This is a genomic window from Chitinophagales bacterium (genome assembly GCA_019694975.1).
GTDB lineage: Bacteria > Bacteroidota > Bacteroidia > Chitinophagales > UBA10324 > JACCZZ01.
Map to the genome: position 1 here is coordinate 200,436 of JAIBAY010000008.1, position 18,757 is coordinate 219,192.

The 18,757-nt window shown below is 44.1% G+C and carries 12 protein-coding genes; 8 read left to right on the top strand and 4 right to left on the bottom strand.

The window, feature by feature from the left end; all coding sequences use genetic code 11:
* Window positions 1–36 precede the first annotated feature (36 nt).
* Both K1X61_14310 and plsY read left to right on the top strand, forming a co-directional pair.
* The gene (locus K1X61_14310; GenBank protein MBX7109821.1) at window positions 37–4,479 is read left to right on the top strand and encodes a hypothetical protein; all 4,443 of its coding nucleotides are present in this window, start codon (window positions 37–39) and stop codon (window positions 4,477–4,479) included.
* Window positions 4,480–4,546: 67 nt separating this feature from the next.
* Window positions 4,547–5,176: a glycerol-3-phosphate 1-O-acyltransferase PlsY gene (gene plsY / locus K1X61_14315; protein MBX7109822.1), complete on the top strand. Its 630-nt coding sequence runs from the start codon at window positions 4,547–4,549 to the stop codon at window positions 5,174–5,176.
* 101 nt (window positions 5,177–5,277) lie between these two features.
* Here plsY and xerD read toward each other — a convergent pair whose 3' ends face one another.
* Window positions 5,278–6,177, bottom strand: coding sequence for a site-specific tyrosine recombinase XerD (xerD, locus tag K1X61_14320; GenBank protein ID MBX7109823.1), 900 nt, complete (start codon window positions 6,175–6,177; stop codon window positions 5,278–5,280).
* 175 nt (window positions 6,178–6,352) lie between these two features.
* Between xerD and aroQ the strand changes: the two genes are divergently transcribed.
* A complete protein-coding gene (gene aroQ, locus K1X61_14325) occupies window positions 6,353–6,769 on the top strand; it encodes a type II 3-dehydroquinate dehydratase (protein MBX7109824.1) in 417 nt (138 codons plus the stop codon).
* Window positions 6,770–6,783: 14 nt separating this feature from the next.
* Here aroQ and K1X61_14330 read toward each other — a convergent pair whose 3' ends face one another.
* Together K1X61_14330 and K1X61_14335 are read right to left on the bottom strand one after the other, a co-directional pair.
* Window positions 6,784–7,806: a glycosyltransferase family 2 protein gene (locus K1X61_14330; GenBank protein MBX7109825.1), complete on the bottom strand. Its 1,023-nt coding sequence runs from the start codon at window positions 7,804–7,806 to the stop codon at window positions 6,784–6,786.
* Between the two features lie 405 nt (window positions 7,807–8,211).
* Window positions 8,212–9,693 carry a GWxTD domain-containing protein gene (locus tag K1X61_14335; GenBank protein MBX7109826.1) on the bottom strand — a complete coding sequence of 494 codons (1,482 nt, stop codon included), beginning with the start codon at window positions 9,691–9,693 and terminating at the stop codon, window positions 8,212–8,214.
* Window positions 9,694–9,773: 80 nt separating this feature from the next.
* Between K1X61_14335 and K1X61_14340 the strand changes: the two genes are divergently transcribed.
* The 5 genes from K1X61_14340 to groL all read left to right on the top strand — a co-directional run bounded on the left by K1X61_14340 (window position 9,774) and on the right by groL (window position 17,303).
* Window positions 9,774–10,397 carry a WbqC family protein gene (locus K1X61_14340; protein MBX7109827.1) on the top strand — a complete coding sequence of 208 codons (624 nt, stop codon included), beginning with the start codon at window positions 9,774–9,776 and terminating at the stop codon, window positions 10,395–10,397.
* A gap of 78 nt (window positions 10,398–10,475) precedes the next feature.
* Window positions 10,476–12,572, top strand: coding sequence for a hypothetical protein (locus tag K1X61_14345; GenBank protein ID MBX7109828.1), 2,097 nt, complete (start codon window positions 10,476–10,478; stop codon window positions 12,570–12,572).
* An 87-nt stretch (window positions 12,573–12,659) separates the two neighbouring features.
* The gene (locus K1X61_14350) at window positions 12,660–14,825 is read left to right on the top strand and encodes a T9SS type A sorting domain-containing protein (protein ID MBX7109829.1); all 2,166 of its coding nucleotides are present in this window, start codon (window positions 12,660–12,662) and stop codon (window positions 14,823–14,825) included.
* A gap of 460 nt (window positions 14,826–15,285) precedes the next feature.
* Complete coding sequence (locus K1X61_14355) at window positions 15,286–15,564, top strand: co-chaperone GroES (GenBank protein MBX7109830.1); 279 nt, start codon at window positions 15,286–15,288, stop codon at window positions 15,562–15,564.
* A 107-nt stretch (window positions 15,565–15,671) separates the two neighbouring features.
* Entirely contained in the window at window positions 15,672–17,303 is a 1,632-nt protein-coding gene (gene groL / locus K1X61_14360) for a chaperonin GroEL (GenBank protein ID MBX7109831.1), read from the top strand.
* A gap of 254 nt (window positions 17,304–17,557) precedes the next feature.
* Here groL and K1X61_14365 read toward each other — a convergent pair whose 3' ends face one another.
* Window positions 17,558–18,532, bottom strand: coding sequence for a hypothetical protein (locus K1X61_14365; protein MBX7109832.1), 975 nt, complete (start codon window positions 18,530–18,532; stop codon window positions 17,558–17,560).
* Window positions 18,533–18,757 lie beyond the last annotated feature (225 nt).

Sequence of the window (18,757 nt, forward strand, 5' to 3'; positions counted from 1 at the left end):
CTAATTTCGTTGCTTTCCTGAAAAGAAAGCAATAAGATGCATCGGGTTGTCCTGTTATTTTTGATTTTGCTGTCACTTTCACGGTATGCTGTAGCGCAATCCGCCAGCGAATTTTCATCAGATCCCGCTGTATTCATCAAGCAGGCAACGCAAATGCTTTCAGATACCAAGCGTGTTGACTGCCAGCAAACAGCAGGCGTACTACAGGATGCATGGCCGCAGTTTTCAGGCTCACAGCAGGCAGATATTATTGCGCTGGCTGTTGCCATGCGGGAACGTAAGATGCTGGTAACTCCTTATTTTCAGAAATTCTTCGCGGCAACCGCAGCTTTCAAATTGTTGAAGCAGGAGGATGACTTGTTTGATGCCTGGCAAGAAGTAACCGCAAGCGTCATAAGCACGCAACGGCAGGGTAATAACAAGCGGTATGAACAGTATCTCGACTTTTCAAATGCGCTGTTCTCCCGTCATGCATTATATATTTCAGAAGGGCGTACCTGGAAATTTGACGGCGATATATTTGAGTTGCAAATGGTGAATGATAATCCGGTGCTGAAAATTGATGACTGCACAATAATCGGCATCACTGCAAAGGATTCGTTACGGATTGAAGGCACGGGTGGCAGCTACTTCCCTATGGAAAACAAATGGCAGGGCATTAAAGGCAGAGCTGACTGGACACGCGTTGGTTTTGGTACCGATGAAGTTTATGTGACATTCAGGAATTATACGATTGATTGCAGGCAATCGGATTACAGTGCTGATTCGGCGCGGTTATTTTATGAAGCCTATGATAAAAAAAATATCACCGGTAAATTTTCTGACCGGCTGTTATCATTCACCGATCCTGAAACAACCACATTCCCGAGATTTGAATCTTACAGGAAGGACCTGCTCTTCGACAATATCGCACCGCATGTGAAGCTTTATGGCGGTGTTTCGTTACAGGGCGCCAAGATGAATGCCAACGGTACGGCAGATCAGAAGGCAATGATCAAGATCTTCCGTTACGATAAGCTGCTGGGTGTGGTAGCCAAGTCTGTCAACTTTCAGATCAACAAAGACAAAGAAATAAATGCGGCACAGGCGGAAGTGAAGCTGCTGCTGGGAAAGGATTCAATCATGCATGGCGGGCTTACGCTGCGGTATAACAGCGAGAAAAGAGAACTCTATCTTTTTCGCGGCAAAAACGGCATCGAAAAATCTCCTTTCTATGATTTTTACCATAAGCTTGAAATATCGCCTGATGTGGTTTTCTGGGATATGAATGAACCGACACTTTACCTGCGGAACATTTCACAATCCGGTCAGAGTGAAGTGGTGCTTGAGTCATTCGATTATTATTCAGCCGGTAAAATGGAAAAGTTTCAGAACATTGCCGATTATAACATTATTGAAAAGCTCAGGAGCATTGTGGAAACTACGGGCGAGAAACAATTTACAACAGAAGACCTCGCCAGGAAGCTCGGACCTAAATATTCCGCGCAAACTATAAAAGGAATTCTCTATAAACTCGTGGAAGATGGTTTTATTGATTATGATGATCAGAAGGAGTTGGTAACGGTGCGGTATAAAACGTTTCATTACATCGATGCGAAACGGAACAAGACGGATTATGACAACATCAGGATTGATTCGAAAACAGACAGTGTGAATGCCGAGATTGATATGCGCAGCATGAATATGCAATTGCGTGGTGTAAATGACATCGCCCTGAGTGATTCAAATTTTGTAGTGGTGTTTCCAAGGGGCAAAGTGGTTACCGCCAGGCAGAACAGGGATATGGATTTCAGCGGCATGATGTTCGCCGGCCGGCTTGACATGTCGGGCGACGGATTCAGCTTCGACTACGATGATTTTAAGATCGAACTCTCCACGGTTGATTCTGTGCTGATCAATATTCCGACCGGTAAAATGGATGAAACGGGAAAACCTGCAGTGGGACCAATAAAAAGTGTGATTGAAAAAGTAACCGGTAACCTGCAGATAGATGCCACGAATAACCGTTCAGGCCGTGCACGCAACAAGCAATACCCGATTCTAACCACCACACAGCCATCTTATGTTTATTATGATCAGCCGCGCACTATGGGTGGTGTTTATGACAGGGATAAATTTTATTTTCAGCTTGAGCCATTTGAATTTGATTCGCTCAACAAGTTCAGGACCCTGTCAGTTGGATTCAATGGGAAACTTGTTTCAGGCGGTATCTTTCCTGAAATGAATGAGCGCATCAGCATACAGCCGGATCTGTCGCTGGGCTTCAGGGTAAAGAAGACTGATCTCGCATTATATGGCGGTAAGGGTACTTTCAGCAATCAGCTTTCGCTCGACAATACAGGCCTTCGCGGTAAAGGCACTTTTAAATTTCTTTCTTCCGTGAGTACCGCTAAAGAAATTATTTTTTATCCCGACTCGCTTAATGCAAAGTCTGATTCCTTCCGAATACAATCAACTATGCTCAATGGCGTGGAGTATCCGGATGTAACCGGCTTAAGAGATTATATCCATTGGATCCCTTATAACGACTCCATGGTAGTGAAGATGGATTCAGTTCCCTTTAAAATCTTTGATCAGCAGACTACCTTACGCGGTGCATTGGTTTTGCAATCTACAGGTCTTTCCGGTAGTGGAAATGTCGACTGGAGTGATGCCACACTGTCGGCGGCTGATATTGATTTCGGACGAAATAAGATGAAGGCAGACTCAGCCGATTTTACTATCAAATCGCTGGATCCGAAGAAGTTTGCACTCAAAACGAGTGATGTAAGCGCGACTATTGATTTTGATAAACGGCTTGGCACATTCAAGTCCAATACGGATGATATTTCCACGCTGTTTCCATATAATGAATACCGTACCTCCATCAATCAATTCAAATGGGAGATGGATAAAAAACGGATGACATTTGTAGCGCCCGAAGGTTCTGTGGCGGACTTTACTTCTGTTAAAGCCGACCAGGATTCGCTTTCATTTACGGGTAGTACAGCCACCTATGATATGCAGAACTTCATTTTGCGGATTAATAAGGTTCCTTACATTGATGTGGCGGATGCGCGCGTATATCCTGACAGTGGTAAGGTGGTGATAGAAGCCGAAGCGAGAATGAGAACATTAAACCGTGCCAAAATCATAATGGATACGATTGATGAATATCACAGGTTTGACAGCGTGTCGGCGAATATCTATGGCAAAAACAGTTTGAAAGCATCCGGCATCTATTCCTATCTAAATAAAACCGGTAAAGGCCAGAAAATCTGGATGGATGATATCGGCGTATTCAATGATTCCACCAAAGTAAACTATCATGTTTATGCCAAAGGCGTGGTGGATTCATCACAAAAATTTACACTCTTGCCCAAAATATTTTATAAAGGAAAAGTGAACATCGCATCCAACACAGAGCCGGTGGAATTCAAAGGGTATGCGCGGCTTGATATCAGTAATCCAAAAGTGAAGGCGGAGTGGTTTTCAATTGATAACTACATGAATAAGGATTCCGGCTATGTTAAATATTCCGATCCCGAAAATGAGTCACACAAGCCGATGACTGCAGGAATGGTGTTCGATGCGGACTCATCCGACCTGTATACTTCTTTCTTTAATGCCAAGAAAAGCTCGAGGGATAAAAATCTGTTTGTGGCAAATGGTATTGTCTTCTATGATGAAAAGACAAAGGAATTTGTTGCGGGTGATGCCAACAAAATTCTGAATGAAGCTGATCGCGGCAATGTGTTGCGGTATAACGATGTAACCGGTAAAGTGAAGGCAGAGGGAAAGATGAATTTCGGACTGAACTATGGCATGGTGGATATTGCCAGTGCCGGGCAGGTCACTACGGACGTCAATAAAAACAGCCCGGTTTTCCAGGTGGCACTTGGTATCCGGTTTGATCTCGACAAAGACCTCATGAGCATGATGTCTAAATCTGTTTTGCAAGGCAACTACGATGAACCCGACGCCGATTATTCTTCTGATGTGTTTCAGAAAGCGCTGCCTGAATTAATTGACCCGCAAAAGGAGAAAGCATTCAATGATGGTTTTAACGCATCCGGTAACCTGGTAAAGAGTGAAGCACTTCCTTACACCATTTTTTTATCAGACGTGGAGTTGCGCTGGGACAAAACCAGCAAGGCCTTCTACAATATTAAACCATTCAGCCTTGCCTTTGTGGATGGTCAGTCTGTTGCACGCGTGGTACCGGGCTATATTGAATTAGGATTTAAGCGCAGCGGAGATTATCTCAACCTGTACATTCCTGCAGGAGATGAAGACTTCTGGTATTACTTTTACTATGCGGCAGGCAATATGCAGATTGTTGCGGGCGAACAATCATTTAATGAAGCATTGGTGAACATTAATCCTGATAAGCGAAGAAGTGAAACAAAAGACGGTAAGAGCTACCAGTATAATCCCGGTTCGGAAAACAAGAAGAATACATTTGTGAACCGCATGAAATTCCTGGCGGGTGAAGAGTAATACATGGTACAAGGCAGCATCAAAGCATTCAGCTTTTTTATTTTAAACAACAAAACAACGCAATCTTTTGAATTACGAATTCATCATTGCTTTTGTGCTTGCTTACCTTATCGGTGCCATTCCTTTTTCGGTGTGGACAGGCCTGCTTTTCTATGGAAAGGATGTGCGGAAATATGGCAGCGGCAATGCCGGGGCTACTAATACGTTTCGCGTATTGGGAACACAGGCTGGTATTATTGTCTTGTTTCTCGACATCGTTAAAGGCAGTATTGCTGTTTCACTGGCTTACTATCTTGGAGGCATTCCATTTGATTCGGATAACTTTATCTTTTATGAACTGGCACTTGGCATAACTGCAGCTGTCGGACATATCTTTCCGGTATATCTTCGGTTTAAAGGAGGCAAGGGTGTTGCCACATTATTCGGTGTGGGTATTTCTGTTTTTCCTGTAGCCGCACTGGCATGCGTGATGGTATTCATCATTATTTTTTTGCTGACACGTTATGTTTCACTGGGATCGATACTGGCTGCAATAACATTTCCTGTGGTGATTATATTCTATGGCCATGTGCGGCAATGGCCTGTTCTTGCATTTGCCATTGCCATTCCCTGCATTATTCTTTATACGCACCGGCTGAATATCCGGCGCTTACTGAAAGGTGAAGAGCATAAAATTGCTTTCGGAAAGAAACAGTAAAGGAAGTTCAGACATACAACCGGCGTATTTTCGAAAGGATGGGAAGGGCATTGTTTTAATAACAAGTAGTTTCATTTACGTACGAAGTTCTGCATCTAAATTTATTTGTACCTCGGATGAAACTGCAGTAAAGTTTGCCGCAGATAATCCCTGTCTAGATGGGTGTAGATTTCAGTGGTTGTGATGGATGCATGGCCCAGCATTTCCTGCACGGCACGCAGGTCAGCGCCGCCTTCAATCAGGTGTGTGGCAAAGGAGTGGCGGAAGGTATGCGGACTGATCGACTTTTTTATTCCGGCTTTTTCCGCCAGCGCTTTAATCATCATAAAGACATACACACGTGAGAGCTTTTTCCCGCTGCGGTTCAGGAAAATAAAATCCTCGAATCCCGGTTTAACCGATAAATGGTTGCGTACACCTTCACGGTAGTAATTGATATGTTTAACAGCTTCTTCACCGACAGGAACCAGGCGTTCCTTATCTCCTTTGCCTGTAACTTTGATGAAGCCAACATCAAAGTAGAGATTTGAAATCCTGAGTTCCACTAACTCCGTCACACGCAAACCACAGCCATAGAGTGTTTCCACGATGGCCCGGTTGCGGATGCCGTCTGCTTTGCTGTGATCTATGGCAGCCAGCATCGTGTTGATTTCCTGCAGGTGCAGCACATCAGGCAGTTTCCGCTTTAGTTTTGGTCCTTCGAGCAGGAGCGTGGGATCATTGGAAACAAGGTCTTCCATCATCAGGTATTTGTAAAATGCCCTGATGCCGGAAAGGATACGAGCCTGCGACTGATCACCCATACCAAGCTCATTGATGAAATGGATGAACTGCTGAAGGTTTTCAAACTGTACCTGTTCCGGAGGCAGTTGTTGTTGCATCTGCATAAATTGCCGGAGCAGTTCAACATCATGCTGATAGGCTTCCACTGAATTTGCAGACAGCGAACGCTCCAGTTGCAGATAGGCTCTGAATCCTTTTATAGTAGTATGCCAATCCATAATGCTGAGTTGATGTTCCGGTTTGATGCCGATTGACTGCCCGGTGTGCAGCTGGAAATAATTTTCAGGCTTTAACTTCCGGATTCATTCCCGTTTCCTTCTATACCCAAAGCATAAATCCTATCTTTACAAAATTCCTATTTCCTCCATAATACTGCTCATAACTTTTTCCACAATGGATATTCTGATCATAAACGGGCCTAACCTCAATCTGCTGGGAAAACGTGAACCGGAGATCTATGGCAACCGGACTTTTGAAGATTATTTTACGGAATTATCGGGTAAGTATCCACACCATTCGCTCACTTTTTATCAAAGCAATGTGGAAGGCGAGATTATCAATAAGCTGCAGGCCGCAGGCTTCACCTGCGATGGCATCATCCTGAATGCAGGTGGTTATACGCATACATCCGTTGCCATCGGTGATGCCATAGCCGCCATTAAATCGCCGGTGATAGAAGTGCACATTTCCAATCCATATGCAAGAGAAGAATACCGCCGGCAATCCATGCTTTCGGGAAAATGCAAAGGCCTGATTGCAGGGTTCGGACTGAAGGGATATGAAATGGCTGTGAGATATTTCGTGGAATGAGCTGAGGCAGATTCTTATGTCTGTACGATATCCCTGAATGTTTTTTTCTTCTTTACAAAATAGTCCCACACAATAGAACCATTGTAAACACCGGTCATGGATAAAAACGGTGTTTGGGAGCTGGGCCGCTGCCTGTTGATCTCGTGCAGATGCGTGATGAAGTACCAGTGTGCTTTCTGAATCGCCATAAAATCTCCGGTCTGCAGCGTAACTAAAAACCTGCATGCCGCCAGTTGATCCAATAATATTCTTGTCAGCAGCGTGCGCCATCTTTTATGCTGAAGATTCTTCGCTATCATCAGCAGGTTATTACGGAAATTCAGATAGGTTTTGAACGGATTATTCTTCGGTAAACTGCCTCCGCCAAGATGAAACACGGTGGCACCGGCACAATACATTACTTTGTAACCTGCATTTTTCAATCTCCAGCAGAAATCAATCTCTTCCATGTGTGCGAAGAAAGTGCCATCAAGACCGCCGAGCGATTCATACACTTTTTTCCGTACCAGCATGCAGGCACCCGAAGCCCAGAAGACCTCGGCGTCCCGGGCAAACTGTTCATGATCTTCTTCTGTAACATCAAAAACACGGCCGCGGCAAAATGTATATCCGTATTTATCAATCCAGCCTCCGGCAGCGCCGGCATACTCAAATTGTTGTGGTTGAAGTTGTGCATGGATGCGCGGATGAACGGCGCCAATATCTTGATCAGACTCCAAGAGCGCTGTCAGGGGTGCCAGCCAGTTATGACTTACTGCAACATCCTGGTTCATTAAAACAATATACTCCGAATCAATTTTACGGATCGCCTGGTTATATCCTTCCGCGAAGCCGTAATTTTTTTTAAGTGAAATAATCTTCACACCCGGAAAATTCATTTGCAGGAAAGCAACTGAATCATCGGTTGATGCATTGTCTGCCACAACAATGTCTGTATCATCCGTTTGAAATTGCAGCAGCGAAGGAAGAAATGATTCTAAATATTTCCGCCCGTTCCAGCATAAGATGACTACAGCAGTTTTTGACCAGTTACCCATCATTAAGTTTGACTAAGCGTAAAGGTATTGGTTGTGAAAGAAAGTTGTAGGTTTATCAAATCCGCATTTTACAATTTAGTGCAGGACATACCTCATAAGTTTCATGCTTTGCCGCAGAAACATCCCGGGGGGAAACAGTTTTAAATCCGGGTTTGGCAGGATTTTGCAATTGAAAGTTCTATGTAAAACGGCAAGTACTTTTACGATGAACTGAGGATCATATAATTGCCGGCAAGATGGCAGCAACATGCTGCGGTTTCAGAATTCTCTTACAGCATATTATTAAAGAATAAGAGCATTGCAGCCATTACTGAAAGAAACCGATTCTTATTAGCACTTTAAAACTGTACACCGGTTGTCATAATGGTATAAAAGCCTGCAGGAATAACATTCATCCATAATAAATTAACGGTTGTAATTTTCCTCTACCTGGCTTCCCCACGTATCGCGAAATCCTTGCGTATCTAAGTTACGGTAGCCGTTACTGTCTTTAAACGTACCGTAAACTTTAAATCTCCAGCGCGGATCGTTCAGCTCACCCAGGGCATCAGAATGAATCAGGTCGTAGTCATTGGTTACAAGATCGGAATTACAGAAAACAAAGTGAATATTTGACTGGTTGTTCAGCAGCTTATAGTACTGCCAGATTTCATAAGGATATGCACCTGGTTCCCTGTCCGAACCTTCTATATGATTTGGTGGACCGTATTGCAGAAAAACTCTTCCTCTGTCGGTTTCGAATCCATGATATATGGCAGTTTTATATTGGTCTTCCGTATAGGCAACCATGGAACGGTAGCGTGACCACTCTTTCTCAGGGTCGGTTGCATTTCTTTTCTGCCAGAAATTATAAAAGAACTGTTGCATAAGGCGGCGGTCGTTTTTCTTGACGATGGCGCTGATATATTCCCGTTCATACATCTCCGCTAACGGCGAAAGCGAACTGGTGTAGAATTCCAGTGAGTCGGGATCTATCTGTGCAACAAAGGTCTTGCTGACATCCAGCAGGCTGATACTGTTCAATTCACTGACGGCATTTTTATTAGATCGCTGAAAGTAAACGCTCTGCTGACCCAGTAAAATATTTTTCCTGCTTTTTACCTGTATCTGCAATACAAAATTGCCGCTTGGAAGATCAGTAATATCAAACTCTGAAAAGACCACATTTACTGCCGCTGCTTTTTGTCGGGAGAAACGGTAAAGCTCACCGGCAACCTGATCACTTTGAAGGTGTTTAATGGCATAAGTGATAACAACGTCTTCCTCGTTTACCAACTTGCTGAGGTGGTAAATTTCATTGTAGAAAGAGATTTTATTAACCGAAGTAGGATAGTAGTTCAATGCATAAGGCTTAATGTCGTAGCCGTTTTTAGAGAATGTATTCCTGGTGGTTGTTGGTGTATAGCTGTCCACCAGTTCAATATTGGAGAAGTCAATGGAGTCGCGCCGGAAATGCAGGTTAATGGCCTGTGAAAGATGCAATGGGCTTTCTGTACGGTTAATGTCCTTCACCTCCATCTTTACGTCATAAACACCATCAGGCAGCGAAACCCTTCGCAGGTCCAGCAGGTTAAAAGTAATACCGGCTGTGTCTTCCAGTTCAGGACTGTGCAGGATATACTTGTCATAAGCAACAGCAAGATTAGTGTCGCGCAGGTAGAGCAATGTAATTTCCACAGCTCCTTCATATTTCCCGTGACTATTTTTCTTGTACAATATGGATTTGCCGGGAATGGAAACGTATGTTTCTGCATAAGGAGTATCCGTTTGTAAAGAAAGGAAACCGCTGTTTTGCATGAAAGCCCTGAGGTGCTGACCATGTGCGGGCAGTCCGGCCATAATGGCTGCGAGAGTGGTAATGATCAAAGTAAAGAGGAACTTATGCATGTCACTATGATTGAGCTACTAAAAATACGCTTTTATCAGTTAAAGATTTGCTTTCTTCGGCCTGCTTATTCAATTGGCGTATGAACCAAACGGAAAGTACGACAACCATAGTCAAGGACTTGTATTATTTGCCTCCGCTAACATGGTTTCCGGATATCATCGGCAAAACTGAATTAAAGACAGATGGCAGCAAATCATTTGTTAAATCCTCTTTTCATAACAGGTGTTATATAGGGGCAGCCAATGGGAAACTATTGCTTTCTGTGCCGGTAGCAGGAGGACGAAGCGTTAAAGAAGCGTTGAAAGATGTAAGAATAAGCTATGCGGACAAATGGCAGCAACATCACTGGAACAGTATCTGTTCGGCTTACAATAAGAGTACATTTTTTCCATATTATGAAGATCATTTCAGGCGCTTTTTTGAAGAGAAGACAGAATTTCTCGCTGAACTTAACATTCAGTTATTATACATCTGTTTTAAAATTTTGGATATTAATATTGATATAGACTTTCAGCATCAAACCCGGGAACCGGAAAGCGGATATCATACCGGGAAGCACCTGATTTCTGATGCCGCAGAAACGGTTATGCCTTATTACCAGGTTTTTCAGGACAGGCATGGTTTCATGGCCGGGTTAAGCATCATTGATTTGATTTTTAACCTCGGTCCAGATGCAAAAAAACACCTCCTGCAGCTTCGGTAAGGATTAATTGCTTTTTATAACATAAATACAATTTTGAAATCGCTTTACCGCGAATAGATTTTCTACCTTCGCCGTCTCATGAAGCGGCTCTTCTGCTCTGTAATGCTGGCATTTCTTTTCATCCATACTTCATCCGGTCAGGCATCCTTTGACCGGCAAACTATTGATGTGGGTAACATGGGATTTTCAGTCACCAATGCGGGAACGATAGGAAGGCCGGATGTGGTAAACGATCCGCAGGGCGAGCCATCGATGGAGTATCCAATCAATTCCGGTATAGAGCATTTATTTGAAGGCGGACTTTGGATTGGCGCTCTTGTAAACGGGCAAACAGCGGTTTCCACTGCGGCAATTGATGCGCCAAGCGGTTATACAACAGGGGCTTCCGGGTTTGAGTTTACCGCTGCAATTGGTAACCTCATTCAGCAGAGATCAACCCTTTCCTACAGTGATTATTTCTCGGTAAATGCCGTTTCACACCAGGATATGCTGATAGACTTCACGGATGCAAATACCGTTGTTCCCGGCACCACCATTCCCATTACGGATCATACCTTTCCGTTAGGCGCTGATGTGCATCTTGAATGTTATGCTTACAACTATTCTTATGCTGATTACTTCATTATCCTCAATTATACCATTACCAATCAATCATCAAACAGCTGGGACTCTGTCTGGCTGGGTACGTGGACTGACCTTGTGATCAGAAATGTAAATGTGGCCACTGATAATGGCTCGGCTTTTTTCAATAAAGGCGGCGGAGGTTTCATAGATTCTCTTTCCTCCATCTATGCATTTGATGTGAATGGTGATCCGGGCTATACCAATTCTTATGGTGCCACCCAGTTTCTCGGTATTGAATGGCGTGATCAGTTCATTCATCCTAAGAATGCTTCAGCCGTAACGGCAGCCGGTTTTCCTGCACCTGCAGTGAACTGTAACTTCTGGAACTTTAAATCCTTTGATGGCTCGCAATATGGAGCGCCGGTTGATGACGTGCAGCGGTATGATAAACTGAAAAAGGGGCTTGATTTTACGGATCCTGCTACTGTCACCTTCTTGCAGAACCCGTCGAACCGGGTGCAATTGATCTCAGCCGGACCGCTGATTGAAGTCTTACCGGGTGAATCCTTTACGTACGTTATTGCCATGGTTTGCGCAAGGCAACTGGAGACTGGCGGAACATCCGGTCCTGAAAAGGATACCGAATATGCACGTAGTGAGTTGTTTGATCACCTGGATTGGGCCAAAAGAACATACCTGGGTGAAGATGCCAATGAAAATGGCAAGCTGGATGCCGGTGAAGACCTGATTGCCAACGGCGTGCTGGACAGGTACATATTGCCGGCACCGCCTGCAACGCCCAAAGTAAAAATAATACCCGCTTCCCAAAGTGTGACAATCTATTGGGATGCAGGGGCTGAAAAATCCGTGGATCCCATTTCACGGAAACAGGATTTTGAAGGCTACCGGATCTATCGTACCAATGCAGGCGATGATGTGCAACAGGTAAATACATCCAACCAGATTGCGCAGTGGGACAGGGAAGGAAATGCAATCGGCTATAACAATGGATTTGAATCAGTGAGGCTCGCATCACCCGTTTATTTTGATGGTGATACAACGGCATATCAGTATAAATTTGAATTAAGTAACCTGTTAAACGGATGGCAATATGTTTTTATCATCACCGCATTTGATGAAGGTGACCCGTTACTGGAACTGGGTTCGCTGGAATCATCTTTCGTAGAGAACACTTTCAGGGTATGGTCAGGTACTGATGTAAATAATATTACAGATAAAAATCAGGCAACCAGGGTCGGCGTTTATCCCAATCCCTATAAGGTATCTGCAGCGTGGGATGGACCGACATCGGAAACAAAAAAAATCTACTTTTATAATCTCCCGCAGAAGTGCGAGATCAGGATTTACACATTGGCGGGTGACATCGTGGCTACACTGCAACATGATGCGGCAACGTATAATGGTTCAGATATCCGTTGGTTTGACGATTATGCAGGCAACAGCAATGAAAGGATAATGCCCGGGGGTGAACATGCCTGGGATATACTTTCAGAAAGCAAGCAAAGCATCAGCCAGGGTATTTACCTGTATTCCGTAAAAGACCTGAACAGCAGCATGGTGCAGGAGGGGCAGTTTGTGGTGATAAAATAAATGCCGGAAGTGCATCCTTTTTATCATGGTAATTTGAACATTAATTAGTGCAGCAATACAAATCAACTTTCTAAAATCAAAACAAACATGAAGAAATTATTACTCCTTGCCGCTTTTTCCCTGTTGTGCTTCCGGCACTCTTTTGCACAATACCCATTGGTCAGCATTCATGACCTTCAGTATATAGATGCTCCGAGCCTGGCAGCCGGCATTGATACTTCCATTTATTACAAGGACACGGTACAGGTAGAAGGCATTGTAACATTTGATCCGTGTGATTATGGCTTAAGCACTACCGGCAGCCGCGTTGGCACCTGGTTGCAGGATGCAGCAGGAGGAGCGTTTAACGGTGTTCATGTACTGATAGATGCTGCAGCTATAGGGCTTTCAAATCTGAATACCTTGAATAATGACGTTCAGTTTATTGATAATTTCCAGGTGGGTAATAAAGTAAAATGTACAGGTATCGTTAGCAGCTTCGGACTGTCGAGTGCGCCTGTTCCGGGTAATACGCAAATCCTGATTTTGCCGGTCGCATCGTCCATTACAGGTATCGGGCAATCCATTCCTGCGCCGCCTGTTGTGAATATCAGTGACTTCAGCCAGAATGATGGTACCGGCGGACAAATCATTCAAAGAACTACCGGAGAGCAGTGGGAAGGTACCTATGTGCAGTTTAATAACGTGCAGGTAGTAGATATCTCTTATGGAACCGGCAGCAGCACCGGCAGGGTATTCTGGAGCATTCAGGATCAGGCAGGAAATAAAATTCAGATCAGGGATGTCTCGGGCTGGATGCGCAATGATACAAGTGACAATTTTTGCACCTCTTCAGGAAGTAATACGCCTGTCCTTTGGGATGTTGCCCCGTATGCGAATGCAACAATTTCCTTTGTGCGCGGACAGATTGTCGAATACTGTTCTACTACCACCGGTTGTTCTTATGCAGTTTCACCTAGGGATTTTAATGATATAGGTGTTGTTACCGCTGCACCGCCTATCATCAGCAACCTGCAGCTCAGCAACCCTGTTCCATCCACCACTGAAACACAAACTGTTTCCGCCACCATCACCGATGTTGATGGCACGGTGTCCGGCGCAACACTCTACTATTCTGTTGGATTAGGCAACACAACTTTTTCCACTGTGGCAATGTCTGGCGCCGGATCAAGCTGGAGTGGTACGATTCCCGCCATCACAACAGACAGTGTTTATGTTAATTACTGGATAAAAGCAGTAGACAATTCCGGTAACCACGCCAATTATCCTGATTCGCTGGCTACCGGAACTTTCTATTGGGTGAATAATAGTGGCATCAATTCCATCAAAGATGTTCAATGGAATCCGACCGGCAGTGGAACACCGGTGTATGCCAATAAGACCATCAGCGATATCAATATTGAAGGTATTGTGATGTCAACAACCGGATTTCTGGATCTAGGTTATGTAACGATTCAGGATGGTGTGGGGCCATGGAGTGGCATCTTTATGCGCGGGCAGAACCTGAGCACATTGCATCGTGGTGATAAGATAAAAATTACGAAGGCGAAAATCTATGAGAATTTCAATGTAACCTATCTCGACAGTACTACTTATTCCCTGGTTTCTTCCGGTAACCCTTTGTTTGATGTATATACTGGATTGAGCACTGAATCGGTACGGCTGGGTGTTTTTGATCAGACCGAGCCATATGAAGGTTCACTTGTTGGATTTAATAATGTGTATGTAGTGAACCAAAACCCTGACGATCCGAGCACCTTTGGCGAATGGTCGGTGGATGTCAACACAACGGACAACATCGGCATGCGGTGTGATGATTATTCAAACGATATCGGCTTTGATTTTGGTCTCGATTCCCTTGCACTGAATCAGCAATTAGACTACATCTACGGCATTATGTATTTCAGCTTCAGCAACTGGAAGCTTATGCCACGAAATAAGAGTGACATTGATGGGTATCAGACACTCACCGGCATCGATAATGATCCTCTGCATATCATCAATGGCATATCAGTATTTCCGAATCCATCTTCAGGAAATTTTAATGTTGCCTTTGACCTGAAATCCACGGAATCACTCAATATTCAGCTGCTTGATGTTTCAGGCAGAATAATCCGCCAGATTGCTGAAACCTATAAAGCCGGATTAAACCGGGTGGATGTAACCACTGCTGCACTGTCTAACGGAATCTATTGCCTGCAGCTAAAAGGCAATGGTTTCAGTTATGCTACAAAAGTGGTTGTGGCAAAATAACGGCAGTTTGCAATAACGCCAAATGACAACATTTCAGAGAATACTGGTACCAACAGTTTCTCTGAAATGTTTTTTTGGAGGGAAGGCTGAATTGTCAACTACGTTGCTTACAAGTGGGAAAGGTGCCTTTGAAAGCCGGTTCATGCCAAATAGGAAATAGAGCTGCCCTGAAACTTCCATGCAAACGCTAATACAATCATTACCCGAATCTTTAAGAGGTATTATGAATAACATTGCGTGCCTTGAATCAGCATACGATAATTGCCAATGCTGCTTTTCGTTTCCGGTTTTTTTGAAATCTTAATTGGGGACTGAAATCCTGTCATATCAGCAGGTGCCGTTGCTTGTAATTTTTTCGCTAAACTGCCAATTCTTACCATATTGTCCCAATGGCACATAAAATGCTAATGCCTTCGCCGTTCAAGAAAAATCACCTTAAACTTAAAATCAAACAATAACTATGTCAAAAGTAAGCCTCAAACCACTGGCTGACCGCGTATTGGTAAAACCTGCGGATGCCGAAGAAAAAACAAAGGGCGGGATCATCATTCCCGATACAGCAAAGGAAAAGCCTATGAAGGGTAAAGTAATCGCTGTAGGAAATGGTAAGAAAGATGAACCGATGACGGTGAAAGCCGGCGATACGGTGCTTTACGGAAAATATGCCGGAACAGAAATTACCATCGATAGCGATGAATACCTGATCATGCGTGAATCAGACATTTTTGCTATTGTCTAAGCTTGTTTAAAGTTTGATTACCCGACTTCAAATTTGAATGTTAAAGGCAGTCATTCTTCATCATTGAATCAAAATTAATTTTTTAACAACAAATAACTTGTAATAACATGTCGAAGATCATCACTTATACCACGGATGCCCGTGACCGCCTTAAGAAAGGTGTGGATTCACTGGCTGATGCTGTTAAAGTTACCCTCGGTCCCAAAGGACGTAATGTGGTAATTGAAAAAAAATACGGTGCTCCGCTGATCACCAAGGATGGCGTAACGGTAGCGAAAGAAATTGAACTCGAAGATCCTATTGAAAACATGGGTGCACAGATGGTGAAGGAGGTTGCTTCTAAAACTGCCGATGTTGCAGGAGACGGAACAACCACGGCTACCGTGTTGGCGCAGGCCATGATTACAGCCGGCTTGAAAAATGTGGCTGCAGGTGCCAATCCAATGGACCTGAAACGCGGAATGGACAATGCCGTTGAAAAAGTAATTGAAAACTTGAAATCACAATCTCAAAACGTCGGCAACGACAATAAGAAGATTGAACAGGTAGCCTCCATTTCTGCCAATAACGACAGTGAGATCGGCAAACTGATAGCGGAAGCAATGGCGAAAGTGAAAAAGGAAGGTGTTATCACGGTTGAAGAGGCTAAAGGCACGGAAACCACTGTGGAAATCGTGGAAGGAATGCAGTTCGACCGCGGATACCTTTCTCCTTACTTCGTAACTAATCCTGATAAGATGGAAGCTGACCTCGAACGTCCTTATATTCTGATCTATGATAAGAAGATCAGTTCCATGAAGGATTTGTTGCCCATTCTTGAGAAAGTGGCTCAAACCGGCGCTCCGTTACTGATCATTGCGGAAGATCTCGAAGGTGAAGCTCTTGCCACACTGGTAGTGAATAAGATTCGCGGCACGCTCAAAGTGACTGCTGTTAAGGCACCCGGATTTGGTGACCGCAGAAAGGAAATGCTGGAAGATATTGCCAAATTAACCGGCGGTATGGTTATCAGCGAAGAGCAAGGATACAAACTGGAAAGTGCCACGCTGACCTATCTGGGTAAAGCGGAAAAAATTGTTGTCGATAAGGACAATACTACAATTGTTAACGGAGCCGGCAAGAAAGCCGACATCCTTGCCCGTGTAAACCAGATCAAGGCGCAGATTGAAACCACCACCAGCGACTATGATAAAGAAAAACTGCAGGAACGCCTTGCTAAACTGAGCGGTGGCGTGGCCGTAATGTATATTGGTGCTGCTTCTGAAATGGAGATGAAAGAAAAGAAGGCCCGTGTGGATGATGCATTGCATGCTACCCGTGCAGCGGTGGAAGAAGGTATTGTTCCCGGCGGTGGCGTTGCTTACATCCGTGCTATTGAATCGCTGGAAAAAATGAAGTCATCGAATGAAGATGAAGAAACCGGAATTCAGATCGTTCGTCGCTCCCTGGAAGAACCACTCCGTCAGATCGCCGCTAATGCCGGCCTCGAAGGAAGCATCGTTGTGCAGAAAGTAAAGGAAGGCAAAGGTGATTATGGCTTCAATGCGCGCACGGAAGTGTATGAAAAAATGCTGGGTGCCGGTGTAATCGACCCGACTAAGGTTACGCGTGTTGCATTAGAGAATGCTGTGTCTATCGCCTCGATGTTGCTAACTACCGAATGCGTGATAGTAGATAAGCCGAAGGAAGAAAAGGCTCCGGCAATGCCAGCGGGCGGAATGGGCGGAATGGATTACTAAGATCCGTTAATGACGTTAAGTTAAGTGGTTGAAAAACCGGCTGTTTCAAGGTGGTTTTCGTGCAAACGAGAACCACCTTTTTATTGGTTGTTATGCCCAATAAGGTCAGGCATGTTGGTGTCACGGCAAAAATTATTTTTAGTTACTGAGGTGAAGTATTGAATCTTATTGGTTGGTGAAAAAACAACCCGGATAGTGGAAGTAAAAAGTCAGCATCAATCTTTGCGGAAAAAACGGAAATAATCAATTATACATCAGCGGCTGTTGCGCTTGTAATAATATTTGCCTTTTGAATGGTTAAACATCTGATGCGTTCTTTTGATCTTATGTGCGAAGATGTAGTTCCGTTTTCCGAAACCTGATGAAGACAGGCTATTGCTGAAAATAATATAGGAGAGAGAGACCTGCATGGTGAAATACTGATCTTTATTGGCATCACCGCGTTGTTGCCCCGGCGCGGTTATATAGCCATACAATTCTTCCGGATCTTTCTCTTCAGATCTTCTTGATAATTCATAGGCGAGAGCGGCAACATTCGGGTCAGAAATATTATCATAGAATTGTTGCGGCGATACATACTTTGAACTGACATCATCCATATAATCAGTCATAGTGAAGTAGTTCCTGAACTCAAAACCAAAAAGCAGGTTTTCTGAAATATTATACCGCAGACCTACGCCTACCGGGAAAACGGCCTGCGTAAGCGAATAAGGTTTCACATTAAGTGAATCAAAGCCCTGCCCTTCGGTATGCAGGGGTTGCAACGCTACAAGATTTCCGTTATAACTCGTCTTCGGATTAAAGTGCATCACACCGATGCCGGCCAGAACATATGGTGCTATCCTGTAACGCTTGGAACCCGGCTCAAACCTTTTCAGGTTCAGTTCGGCTGTAAGTGCGCCTTCCAGTACTGTTGACTGAAAACTCAGATTCCTGTACCACCGGTACCATTCCGGTGAAAATTCTGCAGTAGGTTGAATCAGCGAATCATTGCCCGCAACAGCAGTGTAGGTGAATCCGGCCTTGACGGCGAATAATCCTCCCAGGTAATATCGTGCATGCAGCGAACCTGCCGGCTTCAACAACGACGTCTCAAGATCAAACAGGAAAGGCCTCCCGATATAGTTCGCACCACCCAGGTCGCCTAAAAATCCGGTAATGCCGCCATCAATGCCAATATCTAAAGCCTGGCAACACGACCTGGATGTCTGCAGACACAACGCAATCATTAGGAGTAGTCCTGCAAAGCCCCGTAAGCGCATCTTTAGTTTTTGTGTTTGTCAAATGTATAAATTTTGAATCAAAATTATTAGCGGGTGCCCGGCATTTAACCCGGATTTAGCAGTTGAAAACTAAGGTTAAAGATATATACGGGCATATTAAAGAAATAATGACCTTAGAAGGAGTAAGCAAATCTTACTGTAAGAGCCATGTCATTAACAGTAGAATTCAGT